This window comes from Sphingobacterium sp. Ag1, from assembly GCF_000988325.1.
GTDB lineage: Bacteria > Bacteroidota > Bacteroidia > Sphingobacteriales > Sphingobacteriaceae > Sphingobacterium.
In genome coordinates this window covers 556,297-582,718 of sequence record NZ_LBGU01000043.1, presented here as the reverse complement: position 1 = coordinate 582,718, position 26,422 = coordinate 556,297, and the positions used below count along the sequence as shown (strand labels likewise).

Here is a 26,422-nt window from a genome sequence, read left to right as displayed (position 1 = left end):
AATTAAACCCTTCTTCACATCTCAAATACCCGTTCTTTACGCAAGAACTGCATGCCTAATTTTTCGTCAGCATCGCTTTACTTATTGGTGAACCTAAACCAATTAAAGTCAGCAAAACCGTCTACCCCTTCCGATGTTTTGCTATAATTGAATAATGCAAAACGGTTTGCTGTCCAAGGTAAGCCTAGTTGCATCGTTAAATCATTTCCAATGACATAAAAATTATCACCGTCAGTACTATAATAAAATTTCGCTATGCCTCCCCTGTCAGTGACGCGTGCCCGCACCCATAGTTTATCACCAACGAAATTTTCTTTGCTTTCAATAATCTTGTCATCATTGCTCATGATAATTTTCCGTTTGCCATTGACCTGCTCCACAGCCACAAAAGCATATGGGAATTCAAAGATGCCAAAGCCAGCCACGTTGCCATTTTTCAATCCTTTCACATCGATTTCTACAGTACCTTCTGAACTTGGTCCCTGCACCCGCTGTGTTAAGGTATTACGGGCAGTCTTTAAAGAATCCGCACGAGAAGCATGTAAGCGCATATATCCCTTACGTTCTTGAAGCGACCATTTGCTATTGTCAGGGTTATGATTCCATTGCCATTGCAATCCTAACTTTGTCCCATTAAACTCATCAGTCGTAGCCGGAGTTTTTATTGGATAAGTCTTTCCGACATTGGGCTTTTTGTAGGTAATCACGTCCTTGTTACCGGTTCCCAGCATAGGCCATCCATCCTCCCATTTTACAGGTAAAAGATGAGGGACCCGACCTATTGCTCCACGATCCTGCATAATAATAAACCACCAGTCCCCATTTTTCAGCTGTACCATACCACCCTGATGTAGACCGTTGTCAGGATAAGAACTGTTATCATTGAGAATCAATTTATGCTCATAGGGCCCATAGATATTGTCTGAGCGCAAGCAGATCTGCCAGCCCTGTGTTCCACCTGCCGGACAAGTGATATAGTACTTGCCGTTAATCTTGTACATATGCGCTCCTTCCATTCCAAAATGTCCGCCGAGTTCGTTCGCATTCTTGAAGCTGCCCTGCCAAATTTTGACTTTATCACTCTTGACCGATTTAACATCCGCATTCAACTCTGTTAAATATAATGTACCTTGACCATGTACGACATAGACTTTACCATTGTCATCAAAGAACAAACCCGAGTCATACAGGTACTCGGGGAAAATTGTCCGCTTCCAAGGCCCCTCAGGCTTGTCTGCTTCGCAGATAGAAAAATTTCCTTTTTCACGTCCCCAACCATATGGCGTACAGAATCCAGCATAAAATTTCCCATTATGATGCTTCAATGTGGCCGCCCATGAACCATTCAAATACAATGTACCGCCTTCCATATTGTAGCGCGGATCTTCGGTATAGTGATCCAAAGCATAGCCTACCATTTCCCAGTTGACCAAATCCTTCGACTTCACTATTGGAGCTCCTGGCACATAGTGCATACTTGTCGAGATCATATAAAAATCATCCCCTACACGAATCACATCAGGATCGGGCCAATCGCCCCAAAACAACGGATTAGTGAATGTACCATTGCCATTGTCAGGACTCCAAACCTGCTGTGCCGACGCTTGTCCAAAGAGTGACAGTGTCAAAGCCAAAGCAAGCCCCAACTTTGTGGATGACTTACCATAGCGCTTCGTTATAATCGTATTCATATTTATTTTTAATTCCTTGTTATTAATTATTGAAATAGGGTCACTTCAGCCAATCCCGCCCGTCCTTCGGAGACCTCCAAAATACTGACCCGTATGAATTTTAACACCTTATCCAATTTGACCGGTTTAAAATCCCATCCCGTACATTCTTTTTCATACAATTCTTCCCATGTCGTTCCATCTAACGACCCTTCAACTTTATAGCGATATTTCGAGCTATCTTTTTGCAAACGTACACGAGTACCGACCACCTTGGTTGCTTGGTCCAATTCAAAGGTGACAATCTGAGGGAATTTATCCTGATCCGCAATCCACCACGAATAGTCGTCGCCGTCGGTCACCTGAGTGACCGGAAAATCAGGATGTGCTGACGTTGCTGTTACCTTTTTGAATTTTACTTTTGGTCGGGCCAACAGTTCTTTATCCCATTTCGTGGGTTTAATAACCGCATGATCTTCTTCATATCCGCGAAAGACCGCGTGATCACCATCAGGGATTTCGTTGGATACAGGCCGGATCGATCTGACATCTTTACTTCCACTTTCCAAGCCTGCAGCTGATGCGCTGATATGAATTGTCCCACTTTTTTTGCTGGTACGCACAAAAGCAAATCCAATACCGCCTTCTACGACCTGTGGGTTCACTGCGATACGCGCCGAACCATCCCCGATTAAGTGTCCTTCACCTGTCACCTGAATACGGATCGCTGTCTGTGCATCATGCAGCAGATTCCCCTGTTTGTCACAGATTTTAAAATATACCGGAATCATATCTGAGCCATCCGCAACTGGCTGAATGCCATATTCCGGTAGCAGGACTTCAATATGATGCGCGGCACCGGCTGTTTGCACCGCATGTTGCGCCACCACTTTTCCTTTTACATAGGCTAATGCCTTCAATTCTCCGGCTTCATAGCCACCTGCATCGAAAACAAAACTTGGACTTCCGCCTTTTTCCACGATGTACGGGTAGGCCTTGGCTCGTTCATCACGGGTTTGCCGTCCGATAAGTTTTCCATTCCGATAGAGTTCGACAGCTTCACAATTTGAGTACACCGTAATCTCCGTACTTGATGTTTTCAGTTTTTCTGGCGAATTATAGGAGGCTATAAATACCATGGGGCCTTTGAAAATCCCCTTTTGAACCAGCTGATAAGGACGCATACTTTGCATCATGTAAAAAGCAAACTTAGGATATCGGTTTACATCAACCACACCGGAATACATAGTCTCTTCTTCGGCACCACGAGTATAATCGTTATAACTCCACATAAAGTGCCCACCCATACGTGGGTTGGCATCCAACATACACCAATCGAAATAGCCATTTCCATTCAGTTGATGTAATCGGCTACGCCCCTGCCGCATTTGTTCATATTCATTTTCAGTCATACTCACCCTTGGCTTTTCCCCTACACCATCACCCCATTCCCTTGTCAATAAGGGTTTGACTGCGATTTGGTCCTCCAGATAATTACTCATCACATTGCCATCTTTGGGGTATTTGGAAACCTGTTTGTAGAAAACATCATAATAAGGTTCTGTTTCTTCGTGACTAAAATAATCACCGGCAGTATAAAACTGATCACCAGGGTATTCAGCATGTGCAGCTTCCGCAATGCGCTTCACCACCGACAGGGGGTAACTGGTTTCATTTAATGCGGTCTCCCAAAGAACAACAGAAGGTCGATTTCGGTCACGGCGGATCATACTACGCGTGATGGCTTCCAAACGATCTGCAAATTCGGGAGCCTTATTAAAATATTGCCATCCCGGTACACATTCGACAACCAAGAGCCCATGGCGGTCGCAAGCTTCCAAAAATGCAGGGTCGTGTGGATAATGTGCTGCCCGAACGGCATTATATCCACCGCGTTTCATATCGATCACTTCCCGTTCCTGGACAGAATTAGATGCTGCATCACCGACATAAGGATAAGCTTGATGCCGATTGGCTCCAACCATATAAAGATGTTCGCCATTAATAAAGAACCCACCATCTTTGGTATACCGAATCTGGCGGATACCTATTTGCTCAGTACGGCGATCCACTTCGACTCCATCGGCTAGGTACACCCGATTTTCCAAGTTATAGCAGATCGGACGATAGGGATGCCACAATTGCGGGTTTTTGATATCTATCTGCTGGTCTATCCGCCGACGTTCTTGCGGTTTCAGCTCAAATGGTAGTTGCTGCTGGCCCACAACTTTTCCCTTGGTATCTTTCAGTACGGTCAAGAGATACCCCTTCTTGGCCACTTTATCATCATTTTTTAGCTCAGTATTTACAGCAACAGTAGCGTTGCTCTTATCCACCTTCGGGTAATGCACAAAAACACCCGAATTTTGGGTCGCATCAGGCTCCAGTTCATCGGTAATGCGCAAGGGGTCGGAAACAATCAATTTGGCATCCCGATAGATTCCGCTATAATAATAGAAGTCAAGTCTATCCTGCGGCTTACCCGGAGGTGTCAATGGATCGTACTCAGCTGACACCCGAACTGCAATCACATTGCTTGTATGATCAAAATGAAGCTGATCCGTGATATCCAATGTAAAGCCAACATATCCACCATGGTGCTTACCAACGCTTTTACCATTGACAAACACCTCACAGCTGTTCATCACCCCTTCAAACTGCACAAAGACCTTCTTGCCACGATACTGATCCGATAGTTTGAAATAGCGCCGATACCAGCCTATCCCATCGTAAATAGCATCTCCACCATTATGTTTCTTTTCGAGCTGCATTACATGCGGCAACACGACGGGGATCCATTTGGAGTCATCCAGACCAATCCCCTCTCCACCTTTAAGGTCGCCGCGATAGAACGCCCAATTCGTGTTCAGTTGATATTCGATACGGCTTGCAGGCTTTTTCCCGAAACTCTGCAAACAAAGTCCCAGTAATAGAAAAAGCGCGACAGCTAATTTTTTAAAAAGCTCATTCATTCCTCACAAGTATTGATTATTTATTTTTTCTTACCTCAGCAGTATTAGGATAAGGTAGAATCTCCAATGCGTGTAAAAGTGCTCCGTTTTCCGTTTGTCTCAGCCCAAAAGTGAGTACATTTTTCTTCGAACCAAAGTTCAGCCAACATTCCGGAAGAAAAAATTCACGTTGAGGTCCTGCCTCCCAATGACGTCCGATATTATGTCCATTGAGCCACATATAACCGTTGCCCGAAGCATTAACCTTAGCCATCCAGGGTACCCATAGGTCTTTCGGAAGTTTGTCCAGATTAAATTCAACACGGTACCAGGTAACAAGACCGTCCTGTTTACCTTTGGGCTGTACTTGATTCCCCTTGCGTGGAATTTCATTCTTTGTATCCAGAGACACTGTCGTCCAGCTTGTATCATCAAAATCGGGTAAATTCCAGCCTTGCTGTATGCCGGCAAGATCCGTCGAAAACTCCCATTCCAAGGGATGCGTAAGTGCTGTTTCACTGAGCGAAAGTCCCGCTTGATGAATACCTGCCAGCTCTTCCATCGGTACATAACCATGTGCGTGACCAAGGTTTTCATAAGCCACAACAATCTCATTTTCTCCAGCTTTCAATAGGCCGGCAACATCAAAACGGTTGTCGTATTCGTCCGCGCGAATACGCTCAAAAGCATTGCGTGTTGTCCAACTTTGGGCATCCGCACGGTCCGGAAAAAGCCGCTTGGCGGGCTTTCCATTAACAAGTACCGATACAATATCCCGTGTGTACATATTGAAGAGCAAATAATGTTCACGTTCCGCTTGTTTTGCCGTCAGGACCACACGGCTGCGATAACTGCTGTATCTAAAATCGTTGATATCCATATCAGAAAGACTGACCAACTGTGGCATCGTGTTCCAATCGGCCTGCCCGATAGCGTCCTCAGCCTTACGGGCTGTACTGACACGGATTCCTGTCGGCACTTTGGAAGGTCGTTCAATGGCATCAGCCTTCTTTGGCCACCAATCACCCTTATTTGCCGATTGCCCCTTTGCCACAACCAATATCTTTGATTCCAAACCTGCAAGATCATAATCTACTTCAATTTTCTCCATGTGCTGAATCTGATTGACCAGCTGATCATCAGTTTTAATCAGTACTTTTTCTCCATTTTGATTGACATTGTAGATCGGATCTTTTACAAGATTGACACTGTTTGGCAATAGGGTCACTTTTCCCTTGATTGCTTGTTTCGGATCCGTATTATGCAGAAATATAAACTTTGTACCATCGCTGGCCACCCTCACTCCGCCAAATAATGATTTTGGGGCGCCTTGCAGCTCACAGGGGCCTCCTTCCGTGCGGACCAGTTTGGATTCAAACTGTTGAATGAACGCACCGATTTCTTTAGCAGCAAGGTATTTCGGTCCAATGGCGCCATTTTCATGGATGGCAGCGTTATAGTCATAACTTGTGGTCATGCCCCGTGCTCCCCAACCATCAAAATGTGTACCGCCAAAAAACATATAGTAATTGATGCCTGTTCCGCCACCCAGCATAGTCATTAGACCGATAGCCTTGAAATGTCGGTCGTCGGAATAATGCTCTTCACTTAATCTCCCCGTGACCAGCGAAAACCATCCACCTTGTAACTCGGTCACAAACCCGGGAGCGTCAGGTTGCTTTTTGCGCAGATCCATCATCCGGTAAGCGCAGCTTGGTGCATCTGATGGCCCGCTCACATAGTAATTATCACAATCAAAGACCTGTGATAATTCGGGATCTTTGCTTCCCCTGGTTTCATTGGTCAGACAGGTGAAGACCGGAATATCCATCCCACTTTTATGCACCGATTCATTGAGGGCCTTCAGCACTTTATCTTTTCCGGGACTCCAATGCGCATCGTATTCATTTTCAATCTGGATCATGATAATCCCTTTTTTACCCTTTTCCTTACGGGTGATCTGTTCAGGTACCAACTCTTTGCATACTGCATTAAACCAATGCTGGGACCAGGCAATATGCTGTTCGTCGTTGCCTCGCAACCAAAAACCTTCCAGATTATCGGGGCGGTATTTGGCTAGCCATCTTGGGTAACCACCGCCAGAAAATTCAGCGCAAATAAAAGGGCCGGGACGAACAATAGTATAAAAACCAAACTCTTCCTGCGCCATTTTTAGCCACCTTTTGAGGTCGGAAAAATCAAATTTGGATTGATCCTGCATATCTCTTGGAATATGGCGTTCATGCCAATTCCAGGGTACATACGTTTCTACCGTATTGAAACCTGCTTCCTTTATTTTTTTAAAACGATCACGCCACAATTCTTCGGGACAACGAAAGTAATGGAAAGCCGCACTATAGATATAAACGTCTTTTCCCTCAATGGTCATACAGGATCCATCGTAACGGATCCGCTCCGGCTGGGCAAATTTTTTGGCCGGACGCATCTGGTCACCATTTTGTCCAAATGCCATCGAAGCATAAAAAATAATCGAGCAGAAAGTCAAACGCAACACCAATAAGAGCGTGTCCTTTCTACTAAAAGTTAACTTGAAAATATTCATATTTGATTTAATACTAAGGGCTTGTTACGGCTTATTTTTACTTTTTTTATCTGATCCTTATAGCGAAGTGTAATTGCGACATCTTGATCAGCCGCTAATGTGACGGAGGTTAATGTCCCCTTACTCCATTTCAGATCAACAGTTAATCCCTGACGGGCACGCAAACCTTTGATTTCACCATCCGACCAAAATGACGGCAATGCAGGCAATATATGAATCTCTTTATTATGGCTTTGAATGAGCATCTCGGCAATTCCGGCAGTACCGCCAAAGTTTCCGTCAATCTGAAAAGGTGGATGTGTATTGAATAGGTTGTTTAATGTTGTCTTAGCGAGCAATGCCTGTACATTTTTACCCGCTTCTTCGCCATCGAGCAGTCGCGCATAAAAGTTAATCATCCAAGCCCTGCTCCATCCTGTGTAGGAGCCATTGCGGTTACTTTCGTTTTCATTATAAAACCGACGACGGGCAATCGTTTTTCGCGCAGCTTCAAACAGCTCCTTCTTATCCGAAGTAATCGACTTCCCCGGATAAAGTCCAAAAAGATGGGACATATGACGGTGCCCTGGTTCGACCTCTTCGTAATCTTCAATCCACTCCTGGATTGTCTGATATCGTGGGCTGATTCGGATTGGGGGCAATTTAGCTAACACATGTTTCAGTTTTTTAGTAAAATCCGTTTCTTCTCCAACCATCGTCCCTGCAGTTAGGCAGGCCTCAAATAACTCACGAATAATCTCGATATCCATGGTAGCACCGTAGGTCAATTGAAATTCTTTTCCATCGGCCATGCGATACCTATTCTCGGGAGAATTGGATGGCGCTGTAACAAGGTAACCCTTATGATCTTCCACGAGATAACCCAAAATAAATTCAGCAGCTTCTCTCATGGAGGGATAAGCCTCCTGTTTTAGGTAGTTCTTATCGTTGGTAAATAAATAGTGATCCCATTGATGAAGCACCAGCCATGCTGCGGCAATAGGAAATGTTCCCCAGCCGACACCATCTGCAATTGCTGTACGCCCAAATGGGTCCGTTAGGTGGTTCATCGTCCAGCCTGAGGAGTTGTAGGTTTTACGGGCTGTTACCCGTCCCGGTTCACGCAAAGCTGTTATCAGATTTGAGAATGGGACAACAGTCTCTGAGAGGTTACATACTTCGGCCGGCCAATAGTTCATTTGGATGTTGATATTCGTATGAAAATCGGAACTCCAAGCTGCATTCATGTCCTTATTCCATATCCCTTGTAAATTGGCCGGGAGCACACCTGGACTACGCGAAGACCCCATCAACAAATAGCGTCCATACTGAAAATAAAGACTGATCAAAGAGAGATCCTGACCGCCCTCTTTTATTTTTTTTAGTCGTTGGTCCGTTGGCAAATCCGAAGGTTGTCCAATATTAAAGACCACACGGTCAAAAAATTGACGATGATCGGCAATATGTCTGGAAAGAATCTGTTCATAATGCTGCTTTTGAGCCTGATCCAATAATGCTCGACAACGTGCCAAAGGATCAATACGATGATCAAAGTCCAATTTTGACACATCATAATCTGTGGCTGCCGTAAAGTAAAAAAGGACTTCATCCGCATCCTTGACAAAAAAAGAATTTGCATTGGTTGTCATGCTTCCGCCTTTGTGACTCCCCTGGACTAGTCCTGCAAATTTCATATGTGCGCCTACCTCACCACCATCTTCCATTGGCAGATCCACCACCTGCCCCTGAATTTTCAGCTCATGGTCAGATAAAGGTGTAGCAACCGCATCCTGTTCACGTGAATAGGAAAACCGGAAGGTCAGCTTTCCAGGCTTGTCTGCCGATAAACGAATCACAATCATATTATCGGGCGCTGAGGCAAATACTTCCCTCGTGTACTTTACGCCATTGATACAATAGCTCGTTGTTGCAACCCCGGTCTGTAAATCAAGATCGCGACGGTAGTTCGTGACCTGTTCCCGCCAAAAGCCTTCCGTTCCAAAATCAATGCGAAAATTCCCGAATGATTGATAGGATCGTATACGTAGGGGGCTGCTTTTGAGTTCCTTTTCAGACAGCGCAGCTGCTTTTTCGATCTCCCCAGCAACAAGTAAACGTTGAATTTCGGGAATTTTGTCCGCAGCAGCGGCATTGGCATCCACCTTGGAACCACCCCACAGGCTTTCTTCATTGATCTGGATATTTTCCTTATTCCAATCCCCATAAACCATCGCACCCAAACGTCCATTACCTACAGGAAGGGCGTCCTCCCAAACTTTAGCCGGTTCACGGTACCATAAAACGTGATCCTGATGCTGTGCTTTTAGCTGCATGCCAGAGAGCATCACTATGCAGCCCCATAAATATACTTTCATTTACAAATTATTAGTAGTACTGATCCGCAGCTAAACAACTTGTTTTCACTGACCGGTTTATTTCATTGATTATTGTTAGGCTTTTTATACCTAAATCTTGCTCAAAATTGATAATAAGCAATTTAACAAAGTTTTACATCTTTTTAGGGATGTAAAACTTGTTTAAAATTTAATTATATCCAGGGGTTTGTGTCAGGTTTTTATTTAAATCGATCTGTTGTTGACTTACAGGTAAGTACTTATTGAATGGTTGGAATTGTCTAGTTTCCACTGATATTGGATCCCCAATTTGAGTCAACCGTTTATCCTCATTGGGCTCATCTGCTTTAATAACGCCCATCCAACTACCTTCTGCCTTTCCATTCAGTACATTTTTAGCGATATCCCAACGAATAATGTCCGCTCGTCTCAAACCTTCAAAAGCTAATTCTACACGACGTTCACGACGTACCAACTCTCTTAATTTTTCTTTCGAAGCATATTTGACACGGTTAACTTTAGGCATACCAGCACGTTCGCGAATCATATCTAAACTTTGGTACATTTCTTCGTCCAGTCTACCCAATTCTATCTTTGCTTCCGCAATGGTCAATAGAACCTCGGCGTAGCGACTAACAATTAAATTCATACTTGTATTCCAAGGATCATCATATTGCGAGATCGGAGCGGTGTATTTTTTGAAAGAAAATCCCGTTTTTGATGCATTATTAGCGCCGTTAAAATAATCGGGGTTGCTCACTTCTTTTCCATCCTCTTGGATATTTTTCGCCAGCGGATCAAAGACACGTCCATTCCAATCCTGCCCAGGATAAAGAATAGACATTTTCAATCGTGGGTCTCTATTGAGAAAAGGATATTTACTATCGTAGGTACCCGATATTTTTGCTTCTTCAACAGTGCTTCCGTCTTTCATTTCATAAGCATCAACCAAAGCTTTAATAGGTACTATAGACGACCAGCCTCCATCACCATTGGGGAACAGCGCTGCAATAAGCCAGTTCTCCAAGTCATTCGCTTTATATTGTACATCAAGGATAACCTCTTTGTTGTTCACGTTAGCGAGTTGGAAGGTTCCGTCATAAGTCGGAAACAACTGGTAAACTTGAGATGCCTTGATCGCAGTAGCGTCAGCCAAAGCAGCCTCATAGTTACCCAAATAAAGATTAAAACGCATACGGATGGCCAAAGCAGCTCCTTTCGTAATGTGTCCTACTTCGGCAGAACTATATTTTTCTGGAAGGACTGCGGCAACAGCTTTTAATTCCTCCAAAATAAATTTTTCAACTTCCGCCTTTGGTGTACGTGTCAATCGTGCCTCTTCAATAGTCGCAAATGTTTTTGTCGTAAGCGGTACATCACCATAATTGTTTGTCAACAAGAAATATCGATAAGCCCGAAGAAAACGAACTTCAGCCTTGTAACGCTCCTTCAAATTTGCATCCTTAAAATTAATCGCATCAATGTGTTCCAAAAAATCATTGCAACGGTTGATCGTCGTGTAATCGTACAAATCAGAACCAGGATCGGCGGAACTCATTCCACCATTTCCGATCACTTGCCATCCCTCGTGCTTGTGAAAACTATAAGCGTTGTCGGACGCACAATCGCGATACAAAATTTCTTCTGATTCCCAGCCCCGATAACAACCTACTAAGGCAAGTTTGGCATCGGCCTCTGTTTTCCAAAAAGTCTCTGGTGTCAATGCATCTCCGGGAAATTTGTCCAAGAAATCCGAGCATGACTGTAAACTAGCTGTCGCCAGCATAATTAATAAATATATCTTTTTCATTTGTATAACTCTCTAAATTAAAATGTAATGTTCAATCCGACAGTATTTACCTTAACCTGAGGATAGTAAGAACCAGAGCCAGCAGGCATTTCCGGATCGTAACCTTTCAAAAATTTGGTTATGGTCAATAAGTTCTGTCCACTATAAAATAATTTGACTTTTGACGCTCCGATTCGGTTTGCCCAAACATCAGGAAAAGTATAGCCAACTTGGAGGTTTTTCAAACGTACATATTGCGCATTCTGTACCCAGTAATCTGAAACAATGCGATTTGGGCTACTTATTCCATTATTATTCTGAATACGCGGGATTGTGCTTGTTGGATTATCTGGTGTCCAACGGTCAAGCCAAAAACGTAATGGACTTCCGGTATCACCGCTGAACTCGCCTATCCCAGACGATTCAACATAACCGTATACACCGGATGCGCCTTGGAAAAATGCCTGAATATCAAAACCATGGTATGCTGCGCTGAGGTTTAATCCAAAAGTATATTTCGGATCAGTGGAACCTAATATTGTACGGTCATCGGCAGTTACAGTCTTATCTCCGTTGCGGTCCACGTAGCGCAGGTCACCAGGCAATACCTTATTGCTTGCCATTTTATATTGTGCCCAGCTTTGAATATCTTCCGTACTCTGAAAAAGTCCCGCTGTCTGATAACCATAGAATGAATTAATCGGTGCTCCGACTTGTTTAATTTTCCAACTTCCATCTAAGAGATAAGAATCTCCGCCAAGATCAAGAATACGGTTTTTGTTATAAGAGAAATTTGCTGTTGCACTAAAATCAACCGCACCTAGACGTTTTCGGTAACTCGCAATAGCCTCAAATCCTTTATTTTGCATACGACCAACATTATCGACATATCCCTTCAAGCCATAGGTTGCAGGAGCCAAAACCTCCATAAGGATATCCGTTGTTAAACGATCGTAATAATCTAATGTGAGTGTTAGATTGTTTCCGATACCAAGATCCAATCCAAGATCCCAAGTACGCGTCTTCTCCCAAGTGATACTACGTTTATTTGCTTTCTTTAGCGTCGCCCCCGGATAGATCACATTATTAAATGGATAAGCATAGTCTTTACCTAAGCCAATAACGGGAATAGAAGGATAGTATTCCAAAGCGCTCTGATTTCCTAGGCGCCCCCAAGATCCCCGAAGTTTAATATTGCTAAAGGCAGGTTTTGCAAACTCCATAAAGGATTCCTCTGAAAGCCGCCACCCTGCTGAAAACGATGGAAATGTACCCCAACGGTAACCTTCAGAAAAACGGCTTGAAGCATCGCGGCGAACATTGGCCTCAAAGAGATAGATTCCCTTGTAATCATAATTGACACGACCAAAGTACGAAAGCATATTCAGGTGTTTTGTATCACCTTTATTTGTTTGTCCATTCGTGTCACCGGCGTCAATATCTGTCAGATCATTATTTGGAAAATTCTGACGGTACATCTCACCGTATTTATAATCGTATTGCTCAGCATGATAACCCGCAAGTGCCCCCACGTGGTGATTTGAAAACGTACGGTCAAAATTCAGGGTAATATCCCCCGTGTACATTGTTGATATAGTCGTTTTCTCGAAAAGTTTATTTGGCCCTTGATATTTTGAGGGATTGTACCAGATATCTTTTCTAAATTCATGCGAATCGTCCGTCGAAGGTCTATATGATCCTTGCGCTTTCAAGGAAAGACCATCGATAAATTTATATTGAACACTTCCAATGGCATTGAATCGGCGTTGCACTTCATCTGTTGTCGCTCCTTGTTCCATCCAAGCAATTGGATTTCCATCACTAATGGTACCATAGTTGCCGTTTGCGTCTTTATATGGAATCCATGGTGCCATTTGGTTGGCTAGACGAAAGTACTGGCCCATACCACCAACATAGGGATTGGTCGGCTCTTGGAGTTTGCGATTCGATAGGTACATTGACAAACCGATATCCAGGTTTTTCACTGGGGTCATATCCAAATTGGTACGGGCATTAAATTGCTTTTTTGAGGTCAGCTTAATAATACCGTCCTGCCCCTGATAGCCTACGCTTCCCATATAGCGAACTTTCTCAGCACCACCTGAAATATTGAGATTATGCTGGTGCTGAAAGCCCGATCCAGTCAAAAGCAAATCGTGCCAATTTGTATTCGGATATTTATAAGGGTCGCTGCCATCTTTAAAAGCTTTGATATCCTCTGCCGTAAAACGCTCCTTCTTTCCATCTAATCGCAGTCCTTCATTATACAATTCTGCATATTCCCATGAGTTCAGGCGCTCGGCCATATTCGTGGCATTTTGTTTTCCGAAGAAATTGCTATAGTTTATTGTGGTTTTTCCTTCTTTTCCTCTTTTTGTCGTCACCAAGATTACGCCATTCGCTGCCTTAGAACCATAGATGGATGCCGAAGCAGCATCTTTTAATACAGATATCGATTCAACATCATTTGGATCGACATTTTCCATGGATGATTCAATACCATCCACTAACACCATCGGGTTCGAGTTATTAAGTGTCCCTACTCCACGCACGCGAATTGTTCCATTATCTTTTCCAGGCTGGCCACTACCTTGCGTAATGGTCATTCCCGGTACCAAGCCTTGAAGTCCCGCCGAAAGCGAACTGATCGGTCTATTTTCCAATTGTTTTGGAGAAATTGTTGCTACAGCACCGGTAAGGTTAACTTTTCGCTGCGTTCCGTAACCAACGACAACGACCTCTTGTAAATCACCTATTTTCTCCGATAAAATCACTTGATACACATTCCGATTGTCAATGGTCGTTACATATTGGCCATAACCGATTAAATCAAACTGAATTCGATCGCCATCTTTGGCTTGGATTTCAAATTCCCCGTTTTCATCGGTAGCGGTAGCCGTTCCGTTGATAACCTTTACAGTTACCCCCGATAATTTAGTTCCTTTATCATCGGTAACAGTCCCTTTGATCGATCGTTTTTGCACTTTAACATCTTCATTAAGAGATTTCGATGGAATATGCTTTGATTTCTCAACGATGATTCTGTTATCTCGAATAACATAACTCAATCCATTTTCGTGTAATATCTGATCCAATGCCTGGGTCAAAGAGACGTTGCTTAATTTAATTGAAATCTTATTTCCACTCGACTTTAAATCATCTTCCAAGTATAGAAAATGGTAACCGGACTGTTTGCTGATTGAATTGAAAATCTCTTTCAATGAAGTTCTTTTGGTTTCGAGGCTCACCCGTTGTCCAAAAACATTAGCGTTCACTTGACTACTCATCAACAGCATAGTAAGCACCGTAACCTTAGTCTTGTTGAAATACTTTAAAGCCTCGTCATATCGATTAAAATATGGCCTATATTTTTTATTCATTTGATTTAGTTTTTGATAATAATTTAGTTAGCTTTTCATTGATCTAAAGGCTTATCTAGTAACAATATTTATTATTATGAAGAGAATTATTTTCAGATCAATATTTGGATAGTATTGTATTAGTTGATAATTTCCACCTCCTTTCCATTTACTTTAAATTCAACCCCGCTTAAAAGCGTGAGGTCTTTCAAAAAATCCGTTAGTAATACGTTATTGGGAAATGTTCCTCCTATTTTTTTATGTCCTATAGGAGACTTTGATACGACTGAAATATTGTACCATCGAGAAACTGTTTTCATCACGTCAACAAGTTCCATATTATCAAACACGAAATATCCATCTTTCCAAGACAGTAACTTTTCTGAATCAAATATTCGCAGTTGAATTTCCTTACGATTTTTATTGGCAATAACCTGAAAACCTGGAGTCAATTTAATGTGTTGAGCATCCATGCAAAAATCCACATGCCCCTCCACCAGGGAGGTTTTCACGATAGGCTCATCTCCAAAGGCCTGTACATTAAATTTTGTACCTGTTACCTTTACCTCAGTTCCGGAAGCGATGACTTTAAACGGACGTTTCTTGCTAGCAAAAACTTCAAAATATCCTTCACCAGCTAAATCAACAATTCGCATTGCTTGTTGATTAAATGACATTGGAAGTTTTAATGTTGTTCCCGCATTTAACCAGACATTTGTTCCATCTTCCAATAGGAGTTTACATTGCCGCTGCGCAGGTACTTTGATCGTTAGAAGATCAGTGATTTTTAAATTCGTTGAACTTTTATAATTCCATTTTTGTTTAATATCACTTATGGAAGCCGCTGCACCAAGTTCGTGTTTTTCACCATTTGGCATGATGAGCAGCACCTCTTCACTGGCATATTGTTTTGCGCTAACGAGCTGGTAGTAGCTGCTTGGAGGCCTTTGTAAAAAATAGAGATATAGAACAATAGAAACACAGATCAGACAGGCCGCAGCGATCCCTATCCATTGAACATTGATTTTACTAACCTTTGTAGGTTTGTATCTCGCTACAATGCTAGCCCTGATCCGACTTTCCATCGCATCCCGATGGGCATTGTCCTTCCAGTCCCATGGTTTCCCCAAGGGATATTTAATAATGAGATGTTCTATTTTCTTTATCTCAGGTGCAGACAGCTTCCCTGCTGCATAATCGGCAAGTATTTTCTTGATTTGCTCCTCGTTATCCATGTTCTCTTCTATCAGATTTTTAGGTCTATATAAAAAAGAGCCTTGAGATTGCTTTAGGGCGTAGAAAAAAAATTAAAAAAGTAAATCTGTAATCAAAATTGCGACAAGCAATGGCTGATACTCTTTATCAACCTTTACCCGAAGCACTTTCAACGCATTGTTAATCTGCTTCTTAACAGTTTTATCCGAAATATTTAATTTTTTCGCAATTTCCAAGTGAGATAGGTCATGATTACGGCTGAGAATAAAGATCTCTTTCATTTTTGCCGGAAGTTTATTCACTTCCAGCTCAATCATATTATTTAGTTCCTTAAATACAATCCACTCTTCCAATAACGGAGAAGCTTCATTATATTGACTGGCATAAAAATCGCGGTAATTATCATTAATAAGTTTCCGTCTCAATTTTTTAAATGCCAAATTTCGACTCATGATAAAAAGAAAAGATTTAACCGATTTGATTTCGGGAATCTTCTCTTTCATTTCAAGAAGATCCAGAAATGTTTGCTGCACCACATCCGCAGCTTCATCTTCATCCAAAAGAATGCGCATCATTTGTTTGAACAGACTTTCCCAATAATCGTGATAGAGTGCTGAGATATCAAATTCAACAGTTGAATTAGCGTTATCAAAGATGGTAGATCGTCGCATACAGCGGATGAAATTTTTATCGGTTACAGCACAATCTTAACAAACAAAATTTTCATTTCAAAATCAATTTTCATATTCCTGAAGATCTTAGCCCTATCCTTCGTTGATGCATCTTCCAAAAGCACAACTCAATACCCTCTATATTATTTTCCCAAATTCAGCATCTCTCCTTTCATCCGCGTATTGTATCGTACAATTACTTCTGGCTTATCATCGCCATTACTGTCACAAGAAAATGCTACTGCGGAACCACCTTTTGGCAGCATGGCAGTCCCTTGTACAGTCAGATCAGCAATGAAACCATAATTTTTGTCTGTCAATAGTGCTTTTCCTTTATGGTCCAATAGGATATATTGGTCCTTTTCTAATTTCCCTAAGATTTTAACAATCCCTTTATCGGTTTTAAAAGATGGATTTTCGATGATACCGTCACCTTCTACTTTTATCCGTAAGGCAAATGAGCTCTCTTCCGGAGACTCCCAAGACCAGTCTGCTCCACCAGGTTGTCCCGGCTGCATCGAAGATAGGTCGCAATGGAACCTTTTAGACACATATAAAGGATACAACATGAATTTGGTCTCATCTATCTTTTCCAAATGCCATTCGGTCTTTGGATCCTTCAACCTGAGCTTTTGTTCGGCTGTAAATACATCGGCAAGCCGCAATTGATCCCAATTTTTCATACTTTCCAGAAGCTGATCGATCTGTCCATGTTGCTGTAAAGTCTTCATATCAATACTCATGGCATATCCAGAATCAAAACCTGCAGATTCGGAGAGTGCCCATTCGAGATCTTCTAGGGAAGTAGCTTCAAATTTACGATCTGCCAAACGCACCAAAAACCAGCCAAGCATGCGCGGAAACAGATTCCGCTGAAAGTAAGCCTGATTCTTGATCCGATTTTCCACCTGTCCTGCACGCATCTCCTCACCCCAGGGCTCGCCCCAGTTCATCCGGGTGTGAATATGCCATAGATAATGATCGAGACGACTAGCATCATTGATGATATCCGTCTTATTCGCAAGGCCTTGATAAAAATCAGAAACGAATTTGCCCGTTGCATAGTAATCCTGTCCTGTATACATACAGCCTTCAAGACCATCAAATGAGATCTGTTTCACCCCTGTTTTATTAAAAATGGTCGCTAATCTGTTGGCGTACTCGTCCTGAAGTGTTAAATCCGGGAATAAAGTCTTATAGGGATAGTCCCACAATTTATAAACGACTTTGCCGACATCATGACTTGCCTTATGGGTACCGAAAGCACCACGTACGCAATTTGTCAATACCCATTGTTCACCTTTCTTTTCGGCCTTAGCATAGGTGATCAATTCGTCTTCGATCTGGAGTGTATTGAGTGTCAAAGGCAGCGAAAATAACTCACTATGCTGAACTATAATCTGCTGTTGGCTATCATCCAATGCAGCCGTAAGCTTTAATTCGCCTTGTTTAAGCAAATGCTTACTTGGGACTGGTGTCACATAAGGATCGTTGGTTGTCGTAAAATTAGAAAGTGTGTGTATACCGATATGGATTCCCTGCTGTGCAGCCCTATCGACTAATTTCTTCATACCTGCATCGGATTCTGTGCTCAATTCTTTGCGCCATTCAAAATGCCCCCAGTTCAGGAAGGGATCAGGATGGTAGAGATTTTTAAATCCCGCACGTTTTGTTTTTTCCAGTGCAAAATCCAGATTGGCCGTAGAGAAATTGGTGATCAGATAGGAGCCCATAGCATTACGGGATACCTTAGCCCATTCACCTGCAATCATTGGATGGGGCAAGCCCTGCTCCACTTCAACTTTTCCTATCCGTGACAATATCTGACTTTTTTTATCTCCGAAAAGTGCAACTTTGGCCCCTGCAATTAAGCCATCGGCGCCTTCAACAGGCAAAGTCACCATATGATTTAGGCCCTTGACATTTTGCACTTCCTTGGCACTTCGATTCCTGGCAGATAGCTGAAACACAGCTCCGTTCCCAGCATCTACTGCTGCAAAATGACCAAAAGAAATACTGGCCACTGAAAGATTGCTATTCTGTCCTTGGTAGCCAAATTTTGTACTGTATGCCCCAACACAATCTTCTGGAATACCTGCTACAGTTTTAACATGTAATGCCTGCATACCGAAGGCAAGATCCTCCCCTTGGGCCACACCAACCACTTCTCCCACCACTTCATGAAGCTTGATCTTAACCGGCCCAAACACCAACAACTTATAGGCAGGCGATAACTTGAGGACTTCATATGTTATGGCTTCCTTTTGTTGGCCCACCTTCAGTTCCACAGCTTGTCCATCTTCCATCGTGAGCGAAAAGCGATCACCATTGACCTTTAGTGCTTTCGGTTGTATAATTTTATTGTCTTTATAGACAGATACGATCGGGTATTTACCAGCCTCCAAAAGCTCTTTACCAGCTACCTTAATGGAGGTATAGAATCCCTTTTGGTCAACATTAATCTGTGTTAGCGTCGTTTTTAGCTCTTGCGCCATTGCAGGATTGCCAAATCCTGTCATCATCAGGCCAGCTATCAACGTAACATTTTTCAGCGTATCTAATTTATTCATATGTAAGTAATCATCTTTGTGTTTATTTCAATTGGACGAGGCTCCTATAGCAGTCGATTATTTGTTCGGTATCAGTTCAACATCGAACCTATAATTCACTGTTCCACCAAACCACATGCTAAAGTTTGTTCCCCAAACATTGTTATACAGACAAAAGTGCAGGCCTCCATGTAAATCAGGTTGGTCTGTGGAATAGTTCAACAAATCACGTTTGCCGATTGCCACCAGTAGGGCATCTTTGCTACGGATACGAATTTTACCAGCATCCGTTACAATATCCACGTAGTGATCTAATCCATGCATCTGTCTATTCCCGCCTTCAACAACATCCAGTACGCGGACAGGCTGGCCTACTTTCTCAACGAGCATGTCCACTACTCGTTCTGGATAGAAGCTTAACCAATAGGCTTCCGGGAGACGGTTGGCAGGTTTATCCACCAAAGTATAATTCAGTTCGATATGCTTTGTTTTCTCATTGAAATGATAACTGCTATAGATTTGTTTAGGAAGAGCCTGCTGTTCAACTTTCCCCACCCCAGTTAAGGTCAATTGGCCATATAACTCATTTTTGGCTTTATTATAGACTGATTTTTGAAGAGTAGCCACTAAGCTGCGGCTTTCCGCCATATCTGGAGTCAGTCCCGGTTTTCCAAAATCCCGGATTGCCCAATCCACTTTTTGAGTGATATAAGAATCCCTGAAACGTTCAAAATCTCCTGTCGAAAAACTCTGATAGCTGAGCTCTCCCATTTTCATCCGAAAACCTTTTTTATTGAGTTGGAACGATCCGTCTTTTGAAAATTGCTGTGACGCATCCACGCCTTCAAAAGTAGGTTTAGGGACTAATGCCAATTGCCGTAAAACATTTTCGGCCTCTGCACGCAGGTCTTTAGGCAGATATTGCAACGATTGATTGATATGGGCTTCCTTTTCGGCCCATGATGCTTGCATCTTTTTAAACGCTGGTAAATTCAAGGCGGCTTGAAAATCAGTAAAACGATAAGTATCCCAATGTTGAAGATGTGTCTTTACATCCAATCCCCAGGTATGTTCTGCGACCAACCCCAATTTAATCGCGAATCGAATAGCAGCATCGCTATTTGGATTGATACGTCCATCTTTCACCCAGGTTTCATAACATCTGGCCAATGCCCTAAACCGGGCCATCATCAGGGGAGAACTACCGAAACCATGTATCCAGGTATCACCAATCTCTTGTGTCACCATTGGCAGTTTATCCTTCATGGGGCGCACAACCGCAGCTATATCACTGAGTGTCGAAGCTTGCAGTGTAGCATTGGGATAGCGTTTCTGAATAGAGGCATAGATTTCTTTGACCTGTTGTAGGGTATGTGGTCCGTGGTTATCCCCGGTGAAAGCAATGACCATAGCGGTCTTTCCATCAGGCAATAGCATATCACTACCGTAATCCTTTTGGTACATCAAGGTCACCTCACTTCCGTCAGGGCTTTTCCAGCGACACAACGCCGGGACGTTAGGAACTTTACTTGCGGGATTCACACCGACCTGCAAAAAATCTATTCCATTCTTTCGAAGCAAGGGAACAATCCCTCTGGTATGTCCGGGAACATCGGTCATCTTTGCGGCGCTTGTTTGTTTACCATACTTCTGATCCAGCTTCCTGGACAATTGCAACATTGTACCAAACAGGGCTTTGTTGAGGGATTCAGATTCTACGGTGTAGGGAATTGCATTCCATACGATATCTCCGCGACGAATTGCAGCCTCCAATTTTGCTTTATTTTCCGGACTTGCCTGTTCCAGATAGGTCGCAATCAACCAAGAACCTGTGGTCCAGACATACCGCTCTTTGGCTCCGGAATTCCGAAGTTCTTCAGCAACAGCAATGGCTTTGGGAATAAATTCGTTCATATAACGCTGCTCTACCACAGAACTCAGTTCGGTAAATCCGATATCGAGATGTGTCTTGAAGATCAGGTGTACCTTTTGTACAGCATCATTCGGTGTCTGTCCAACGGCAAAAAAGGTCGTGAGCACAAGGAGACAGGAACAATAAAATTTTCTGCATTTCATGGATAATAGTCGGTTTATCTTTTACCAAATTTCGATTATTTCTTATGAAGACGACCGAACATCGCCTATCCCTAGTCAGGAAATAAGAATAATAGAAAAAAGCAGTCTTTTACCATATTAATTTTAAGGTTTGAACTAGGGATATATGGTATTCAAACGACTTATTATATAGGCTTTAACATCAGAAACATTCCTTGTATAAATCAACATGAAACGTATTAAAATTTTATTCTTTCTATCGGCTTTTTTTTGTCTTTTAAGTGCCAACGCAGTATCTCGTCCGCTGTACAGATTCAGCACGAAATACATGAGCTTAACCATCGACGACCGCGGTTACATTGTTAACATTATCGGAAAAGCCAATAAAAAAGATTACGCGGTAAAGGGACATGCATCCCCACTCCTTACGCTGGACAAAAATGGTAAAATTTTGTTACCCCAGACCGCGGATTATGAGTCCACAAAAGGAATACTAACGTTGAATTATGCCGATTCCTATAGGGCAGCAGTAAAAATTGACCAGCGCGGCGATTACCTAAAATTTCAATTTCAGTCACTGAACACAGGAGCTGAAATTGACAATATCATATGGGGCCCCTATCAGACCAATATTCATAAAACAATCGGCGAAATTATTTCTGTCGCACGGGACGATGAATACGCCGTCGGGATTATGGCGTTGGATGACAACACAACGAGTGGGCCTCCAGTTGCTGGAGATATGGGCCAAGGTTCTTATATCATCCATAGTCCCGACCCTGTTAAATTTCCGATTCCATCTTCATTGAAAGCAGGGCAACGATTTCGCATCGGCGGCGATGGAATTAATGACGTAGCGTTTTACTCACATCCCGAAGAATACTATCGATTTATGAACGGCAATGGTGCTGAATATATACCGGAATATGGAATTTCGCTCACCTTACATGCGCGTAATAGACGTAAAAGACAAACCATATTCTTCCCTCACTTCAATGATTTTCCATCGATAAAAGCACCTCGGCATATGGATGTTGAACCCATTCCCGTTGATTTCAGCACATCCGGAATTGCGTTCTACGCATGTCCTGATACAAAAGGATTGGATGTCATCGAGCAGATTGTACGCAAGGAAGGGCTCCCTTATGTGACACGCAATGGAAAATGGATTCGTCGGCCAGAGAATTTCAAAGTTGACCTCGCCTGGTTCGGCAAGCATGACAGCTTAGTATCCTATGCCAATCAACTCAATTTGAAGGCGGTACAGGATGAAGGTTTAGGCGAGTATTATGTTAATCCAGTGGACCGCTGGGCTGGTAAAAAAGTGATCTTAGACGGCAAAAAACAGCCTATTACTGCACTAACAGTACAAACCAATCCGCAAGGGATCGCCTATGGTCTGCATACGCTAACGGAATTTATCCAATCCCATAGCAGCGACGTGCATCCTTATGCCAATGACAGCCTTTGCACCGTACTAAAGACCATATTGGCCGCAAATATTGGCCCTAATGATAGCTCAATTATAGTCAAAGACACCTCCTACCTCAATGAGCATGGTGGTTGGGATGATAATGGTACCAACGTACTAAAAATCGGTAAAGAGCTACTGAAATATAAAGGAGTAACACGAAAAGCGCCTTTTATGCTGACCGGAGTAGAGCGTGGAGCCTTCAAAACCATTGCCACAGCACACCAACAGGGTGATACCGTCGCTAAATTACAAGTGAATTGCTATTCAGGATTTATCCCCGACATGCGACTGCAAGACAAGTATGCTTACTTTTACGCAAAACTGCTTCGCGATGGGGGCATGAACTATATCGACTTTGATGGTTTTGAGAGCTTTGTCTACACCGGACATGGGCAATATGCCTTCAAACTGTTTATGCGCAAATTGTTCGATGATTTTAAATCTTTGGGAGGAGACTACCTTCAGGTAATGGGCTCCTGTGTGTTTGAAGGTAACTGGCATTACATGACCACCTGCAATATTGGTGGTGGCGACCACATGTTCAATCCCCGTACCAATAAATGGGGCATTGAAGGAAAAGACATCCGGTATTCGTGGGCTTCCAATTATTTTCCGCCAACTTTCGGCATTCAAAACCTTAAACCTGACTGGACTGTGCAAATGGTCGAAAACCTACAGGCTAAAGCCATTGCTTGGGATGCGACTTATATGTTTGGGATCAGCGAAGATATTGTTGAAAAAAATCCCCATAAGAAAGAGATTTTCATCACATTCCGGGCATGGGAAAACGCACGTGAAGCAAACGTTTTCTCTCAAAAGCTTAAACTAGAAATGCAGAAAGAAGAAAACCAATACCATTTGGAGCAGATTGGTACCAAGGCATGGAAACTCTATTTGGTAGACAGCTCAGGAAAATTCCATTTAAAGAGCCATTTAAAAAAATAATACGCATTAATTTCCGGCAGATTCACCAATCTATCAAAATCCTTATCGGCCGGTTACAGCTGATGCCACTGCACTCAAATAAACACAAAAAACGCCCGCCGCACATTGAAGTGGGCGGGCGATCATTTTAAACTACCTACCTAATATGATCATCTTTTTATTTTCCTTTCACTGTCCAGCCGTAATCAATGTATTCCCATTTAAACTGGTCGCCGTTGATATCAACCTTTAAATATCCTTCCTGAGTACCGTTGAAGGCTCCGCCCCACCAACTCGCACAGATCGCTCCTGCAGTAATGAACTGTACACCTTTCACCTTGATTTCTTCATAGAGATGCTGGTGTCCTTGCAAAACAAGCTTCAGATTGTGACCTGTAAATAGATCCAAAATCGCTTTTTGGTTGGTAAATGTATCTGCATCCGTATAGTGTCCATCCAATACAGGATAATACAAAGACAAGAACGGTACGTGTGCAACAACAACAATCGGTTGCGTTTTTGGGGTTTCATCAAGCACCTGTTTCAGCCAGGCCTGCTGCTCATCACTCACACAATACTTGCCATTGCATATTTCCGTAGAATTTAACACAATAAAACGCCAGCCCTTATGTACAAAGCTGTGGTAGCTCTTTCCAAAAACCGATTCGAAAAGTCCAGCTCCATCTTTTCCGTCATAATGCCAGAAACGATCGTGATTGCCAATGGCATAATACCACTTCAATTTGGAAGCATCCACTTGATCCTTATACTTTTGAAACATGCTCTTCGCTAAAGGCAACTGTTCTGCCTTATAAGCGTCTACATCCACATTGTCGCCACCGTTTAGGACGAAGTCTACTTTTTTGCTTTTGGCATTTTGAATTGCTTTATCAAGACCTTCAAAACAATGTGTTTCTGCACTGGTGTTAAGGTGTAAATCGGTAAAAAACGCGAATGAAAATTTCTGTTGAGCATGTACTAAGACTGTTGTAACGAACAGACTTATCGTTAAAAAAAATGATTTCATGTATATTGTATGTTATTTATATGTTACTTCCAACCAAATACCTGTTTAAGATTTGGATTGAGAATGATCTGTTTTGCAGGAACCGGACGATAATAATACATCGGTTCTACAAATCTACGGACATTGACATCTGTTACCATTGTTCCACCATTGACACCATTTTTAAGATAAACACTAGCATTACCACCAAAATTTCCAATGGTATAGTAGACAAGTGGTACGCCAAGTGAATTCTTTTCTCGATCGGTAGGAATGGTCTGTCCATCAGGAATCAATTTGATATCGGCAACGCCATCCCCTGTCATGTCGTAATTACCTACTCCGGGGAAATACATGCCTTCTGGAATACGTTCAAGCAGTTTACCTGCATTCCAGCGCATAAGGTCATCATAACGTGAATTCTCAAAAGCAAACTCCACACGTCGCTCGCGTCTGATTTCAAAAATCACACCCCGGAATGCTCCCTTCACATTCGGGTAATCTGCGGCCAATTTAGGATCAGGGTTCGCATTTGCTACATCCATTTTTAGATCGGGCATCCCTACTCTTCTTCGCAACAGATTAACAGACTTGTCGAGATCAGCTTGTGTCAACGTTCCTAGTTCAGCCTTTGCTTCAGCATACATCAATAGAACCTCAGCGTAACGGTGCACTGGAAAATCAACTCCGTTCATAATAATTTGATCGGATGAATTGACATAGCCTTTCAACTGGTGATAGCCCGAAAAGTTTTTGTTCAGCTTTTGCACATAATTTGATTTATCAGGCTGTCTCAGCCATTGCGGATATACCAACGTTTGCATCAGACGAGGATCACGATTTTCAAATTCCTGAACATACAGTTTCTTATCATAATTAGGAACGTCCGTAAAACGTGAACCATCTTTCATCAAATAAGTCTGTATCAAATCCCGTGAAGGTGACTGTTCATAATCACCAAAAACATAACCGTTAAGCGCCTGTCCCCTATTTTTGTTTTGATCAAAAGCATTCAATAAGATCACTTCTTTATTTTGGGAAAGATCTTGTGATTCAAATAATGCAGCATAGTCTTCGTTCGGCTTTCCGGTAGAATATATACTATATTTATTGGTAGCGATGATTTGTGAAGTTGCTTTCTCTACAATGTCAAAGTAATTCTTCGCCGTTTTGTCCAAATTTAACTCATTGTGATACAACCGATAGGTTCCTTCATGCAATGCAATCTTAGCCTGCATCAACAATACAGCATCTCGACCTGGTGTTCCAAGCGCGACTTGTTCTTTAACATTTTTTGTTGCGAAGTCCAAATCTGCCATGATGCTATCGACAACTAATGTACGAGGCGATTGCCCATCACGTAGAGCTTCGTCACTTGGGGTTAATGTTTTGCTGTACCACGGCACATCCGAATACTGCTTTACCATACCATGGTAAAAAATAGCGCGATAGTAACGTGCCAAACCTGCATAATGGTTTTTAACATCTCCTGCTACATTCGCACGCTGATAGTTTTCTAAGAAGTAGTTTATTGTGCGTAAACGTCCCCAAGACCAATCCCCTCCAGCTGTTTCTGACGTTGGCTCTGTTTTGCTGGTCATCATTGTCTTAAGCGTTACGGCGGCTGTTGTCGCCGCATTATCTGAACTCTGATCTCCCACATAAGTCCAACGATCGTTCATACTCAACATCCCATTGATATACAGCGAAAGATCTTCTTCGGTATTAAAGAAAACCTCAGGTGTGATCGAAGTTTGGGGAAAGCGATCCAGAAAATCTTTCTGGCAAGCCGCCATGGTTAATATAAAACCACCGCTTATAAGTCCTAATATTATTTTTGATTTGACATTCATCTCTGTGTAC

13 protein-coding genes are annotated in these 26,422 nt (G+C 42.6%); 1 reads left to right on the top strand and 12 read right to left on the bottom strand.

What is annotated here, in order from left to right:
* Nucleotides 1-77: 77 nt before the first annotated feature.
* The 10 genes from AAW12_RS19825 to AAW12_RS19780 all read right to left on the bottom strand — a co-directional run bounded on the left by AAW12_RS19825 (nt 78) and on the right by AAW12_RS19780 (nt 21,176).
* A complete protein-coding gene (locus tag AAW12_RS19825) occupies nt 78-1,691 on the bottom strand; it encodes a glycoside hydrolase 43 family protein (protein ID WP_084823244.1) in 1,614 nt (537 codons plus the stop codon).
* 26 nt (nt 1,692-1,717) lie between these two features.
* Nucleotides 1,718-4,642 (bottom strand): glycoside hydrolase family 2 TIM barrel-domain containing protein, encoded by a 2,925-nt coding sequence (locus tag AAW12_RS19820; RefSeq protein ID WP_053003841.1) that lies wholly within the window; start codon nt 4,640-4,642, stop codon nt 1,718-1,720.
* Nucleotides 4,643-4,658: 16 nt separating this feature from the next.
* Nucleotides 4,659-7,184, bottom strand: a complete 2,526-nt coding sequence (locus AAW12_RS19815; RefSeq protein WP_197084112.1) for a beta-galactosidase — start codon at nt 7,182-7,184, stop codon at nt 4,659-4,661.
* Nucleotides 7,181-9,538 carry a glycosyl hydrolase family 95 catalytic domain-containing protein gene (locus AAW12_RS19810; protein WP_156167710.1) on the bottom strand — a complete coding sequence of 786 codons (2,358 nt, stop codon included), beginning with the start codon at nt 9,536-9,538 and terminating at the stop codon, nt 7,181-7,183. Before AAW12_RS19810 ends, AAW12_RS19815 begins: the two co-directional genes overlap by 4 nt.
* Before the next feature lie 169 nt (nt 9,539-9,707).
* A complete protein-coding gene (locus AAW12_RS19805; RefSeq protein ID WP_046675328.1) occupies nt 9,708-11,327 on the bottom strand; it encodes a RagB/SusD family nutrient uptake outer membrane protein in 1,620 nt (539 codons plus the stop codon).
* A gap of 17 nt (nt 11,328-11,344) precedes the next feature.
* Nucleotides 11,345-14,686, bottom strand: a complete 3,342-nt coding sequence (locus tag AAW12_RS19800; protein WP_046675327.1) for a TonB-dependent receptor — start codon at nt 14,684-14,686, stop codon at nt 11,345-11,347.
* Between the two features lie 119 nt (nt 14,687-14,805).
* Complete coding sequence (locus AAW12_RS25740; RefSeq protein ID WP_053003840.1) at nt 14,806-15,900, bottom strand: FecR family protein; 1,095 nt, start codon at nt 15,898-15,900, stop codon at nt 14,806-14,808.
* Between the two features lie 72 nt (nt 15,901-15,972).
* Nucleotides 15,973-16,551, bottom strand: coding sequence for an RNA polymerase sigma-70 factor (locus tag AAW12_RS19790; protein WP_046675326.1), 579 nt, complete (start codon nt 16,549-16,551; stop codon nt 15,973-15,975).
* Nucleotides 16,552-16,694: 143 nt separating this feature from the next.
* Nucleotides 16,695-19,121, bottom strand: a complete 2,427-nt coding sequence (locus AAW12_RS19785) for a hypothetical protein (protein WP_046675325.1) — start codon at nt 19,119-19,121, stop codon at nt 16,695-16,697.
* A gap of 57 nt (nt 19,122-19,178) precedes the next feature.
* The gene (locus AAW12_RS19780) at nt 19,179-21,176 is read right to left on the bottom strand and encodes a DUF5054 domain-containing protein (protein ID WP_053003839.1); all 1,998 of its coding nucleotides are present in this window, start codon (nt 21,174-21,176) and stop codon (nt 19,179-19,181) included.
* Between the two features lie 208 nt (nt 21,177-21,384).
* Here AAW12_RS19780 and AAW12_RS19775 point away from each other — a divergent pair, with 208 nt between their 5' ends.
* Nucleotides 21,385-23,574 (top strand): hypothetical protein, encoded by a 2,190-nt coding sequence (locus AAW12_RS19775; protein ID WP_046675324.1) that lies wholly within the window; start codon nt 21,385-21,387, stop codon nt 23,572-23,574.
* 157 nt (nt 23,575-23,731) lie between these two features.
* On the opposite strand, the gene AAW12_RS19770 is transcribed toward AAW12_RS19775, so the two are convergent.
* Both AAW12_RS19770 and AAW12_RS19765 read right to left on the bottom strand, forming a co-directional pair.
* A complete protein-coding gene (locus tag AAW12_RS19770; protein ID WP_046675323.1) occupies nt 23,732-24,580 on the bottom strand; it encodes a metallophosphoesterase family protein in 849 nt (282 codons plus the stop codon).
* 23 nt (nt 24,581-24,603) lie between these two features.
* Nucleotides 24,604-26,412: a RagB/SusD family nutrient uptake outer membrane protein gene (locus tag AAW12_RS19765; RefSeq protein WP_046675322.1), complete on the bottom strand. Its 1,809-nt coding sequence runs from the start codon at nt 26,410-26,412 to the stop codon at nt 24,604-24,606.
* Nucleotides 26,413-26,422: the final 10 nt, after the last annotated feature.

Bases quoted from the DNA above. Each gene is read 5' to 3' on its own strand.
- AAW12_RS19825 (WP_084823244.1), bottom strand. From the start codon at position 1,691: ATGAATACGATTATAACGAAGCGCTATGGTAAGTCATCCACAAAGTTG.
- AAW12_RS19820 (WP_053003841.1), bottom strand. From the start codon at position 4,642: ATGAATGAGCTTTTTAAAAAATTAGCTGTCGCGCTTTTTCTATTACTG.
- AAW12_RS19815 (WP_197084112.1), bottom strand. From the start codon at position 7,184: ATGAATATTTTCAAGTTAACTTTTAGTAGAAAGGACACGCTCTTATTG.
- AAW12_RS19810 (WP_156167710.1), bottom strand. From the start codon at position 9,538: ATGAAAGTATATTTATGGGGCTGCATAGTGATGCTCTCTGGCATGCAG.
- AAW12_RS19805 (WP_046675328.1), bottom strand. From the start codon at position 11,327: ATGAAAAAGATATATTTATTAATTATGCTGGCGACAGCTAGTTTACAG.
- AAW12_RS19800 (WP_046675327.1), bottom strand. From the start codon at position 14,686: ATGAATAAAAAATATAGGCCATATTTTAATCGATATGACGAGGCTTTA.
- AAW12_RS25740 (WP_053003840.1), bottom strand. From the start codon at position 15,900: ATGGATAACGAGGAGCAAATCAAGAAAATACTTGCCGATTATGCAGCA.
- AAW12_RS19790 (WP_046675326.1), bottom strand. From the start codon at position 16,551: ATGCGACGATCTACCATCTTTGATAACGCTAATTCAACTGTTGAATTT.
- AAW12_RS19785 (WP_046675325.1), bottom strand. From the start codon at position 19,121: ATGAATAAATTAGATACGCTGAAAAATGTTACGTTGATAGCTGGCCTG.
- AAW12_RS19780 (WP_053003839.1), bottom strand. From the start codon at position 21,176: ATGAAATGCAGAAAATTTTATTGTTCCTGTCTCCTTGTGCTCACGACC.
- AAW12_RS19775 (WP_046675324.1), top strand. From the start codon at position 21,385: ATGAAACGTATTAAAATTTTATTCTTTCTATCGGCTTTTTTTTGTCTT.
- AAW12_RS19770 (WP_046675323.1), bottom strand. From the start codon at position 24,580: ATGAAATCATTTTTTTTAACGATAAGTCTGTTCGTTACAACAGTCTTA.
- AAW12_RS19765 (WP_046675322.1), bottom strand. From the start codon at position 26,412: ATGAATGTCAAATCAAAAATAATATTAGGACTTATAAGCGGTGGTTTT.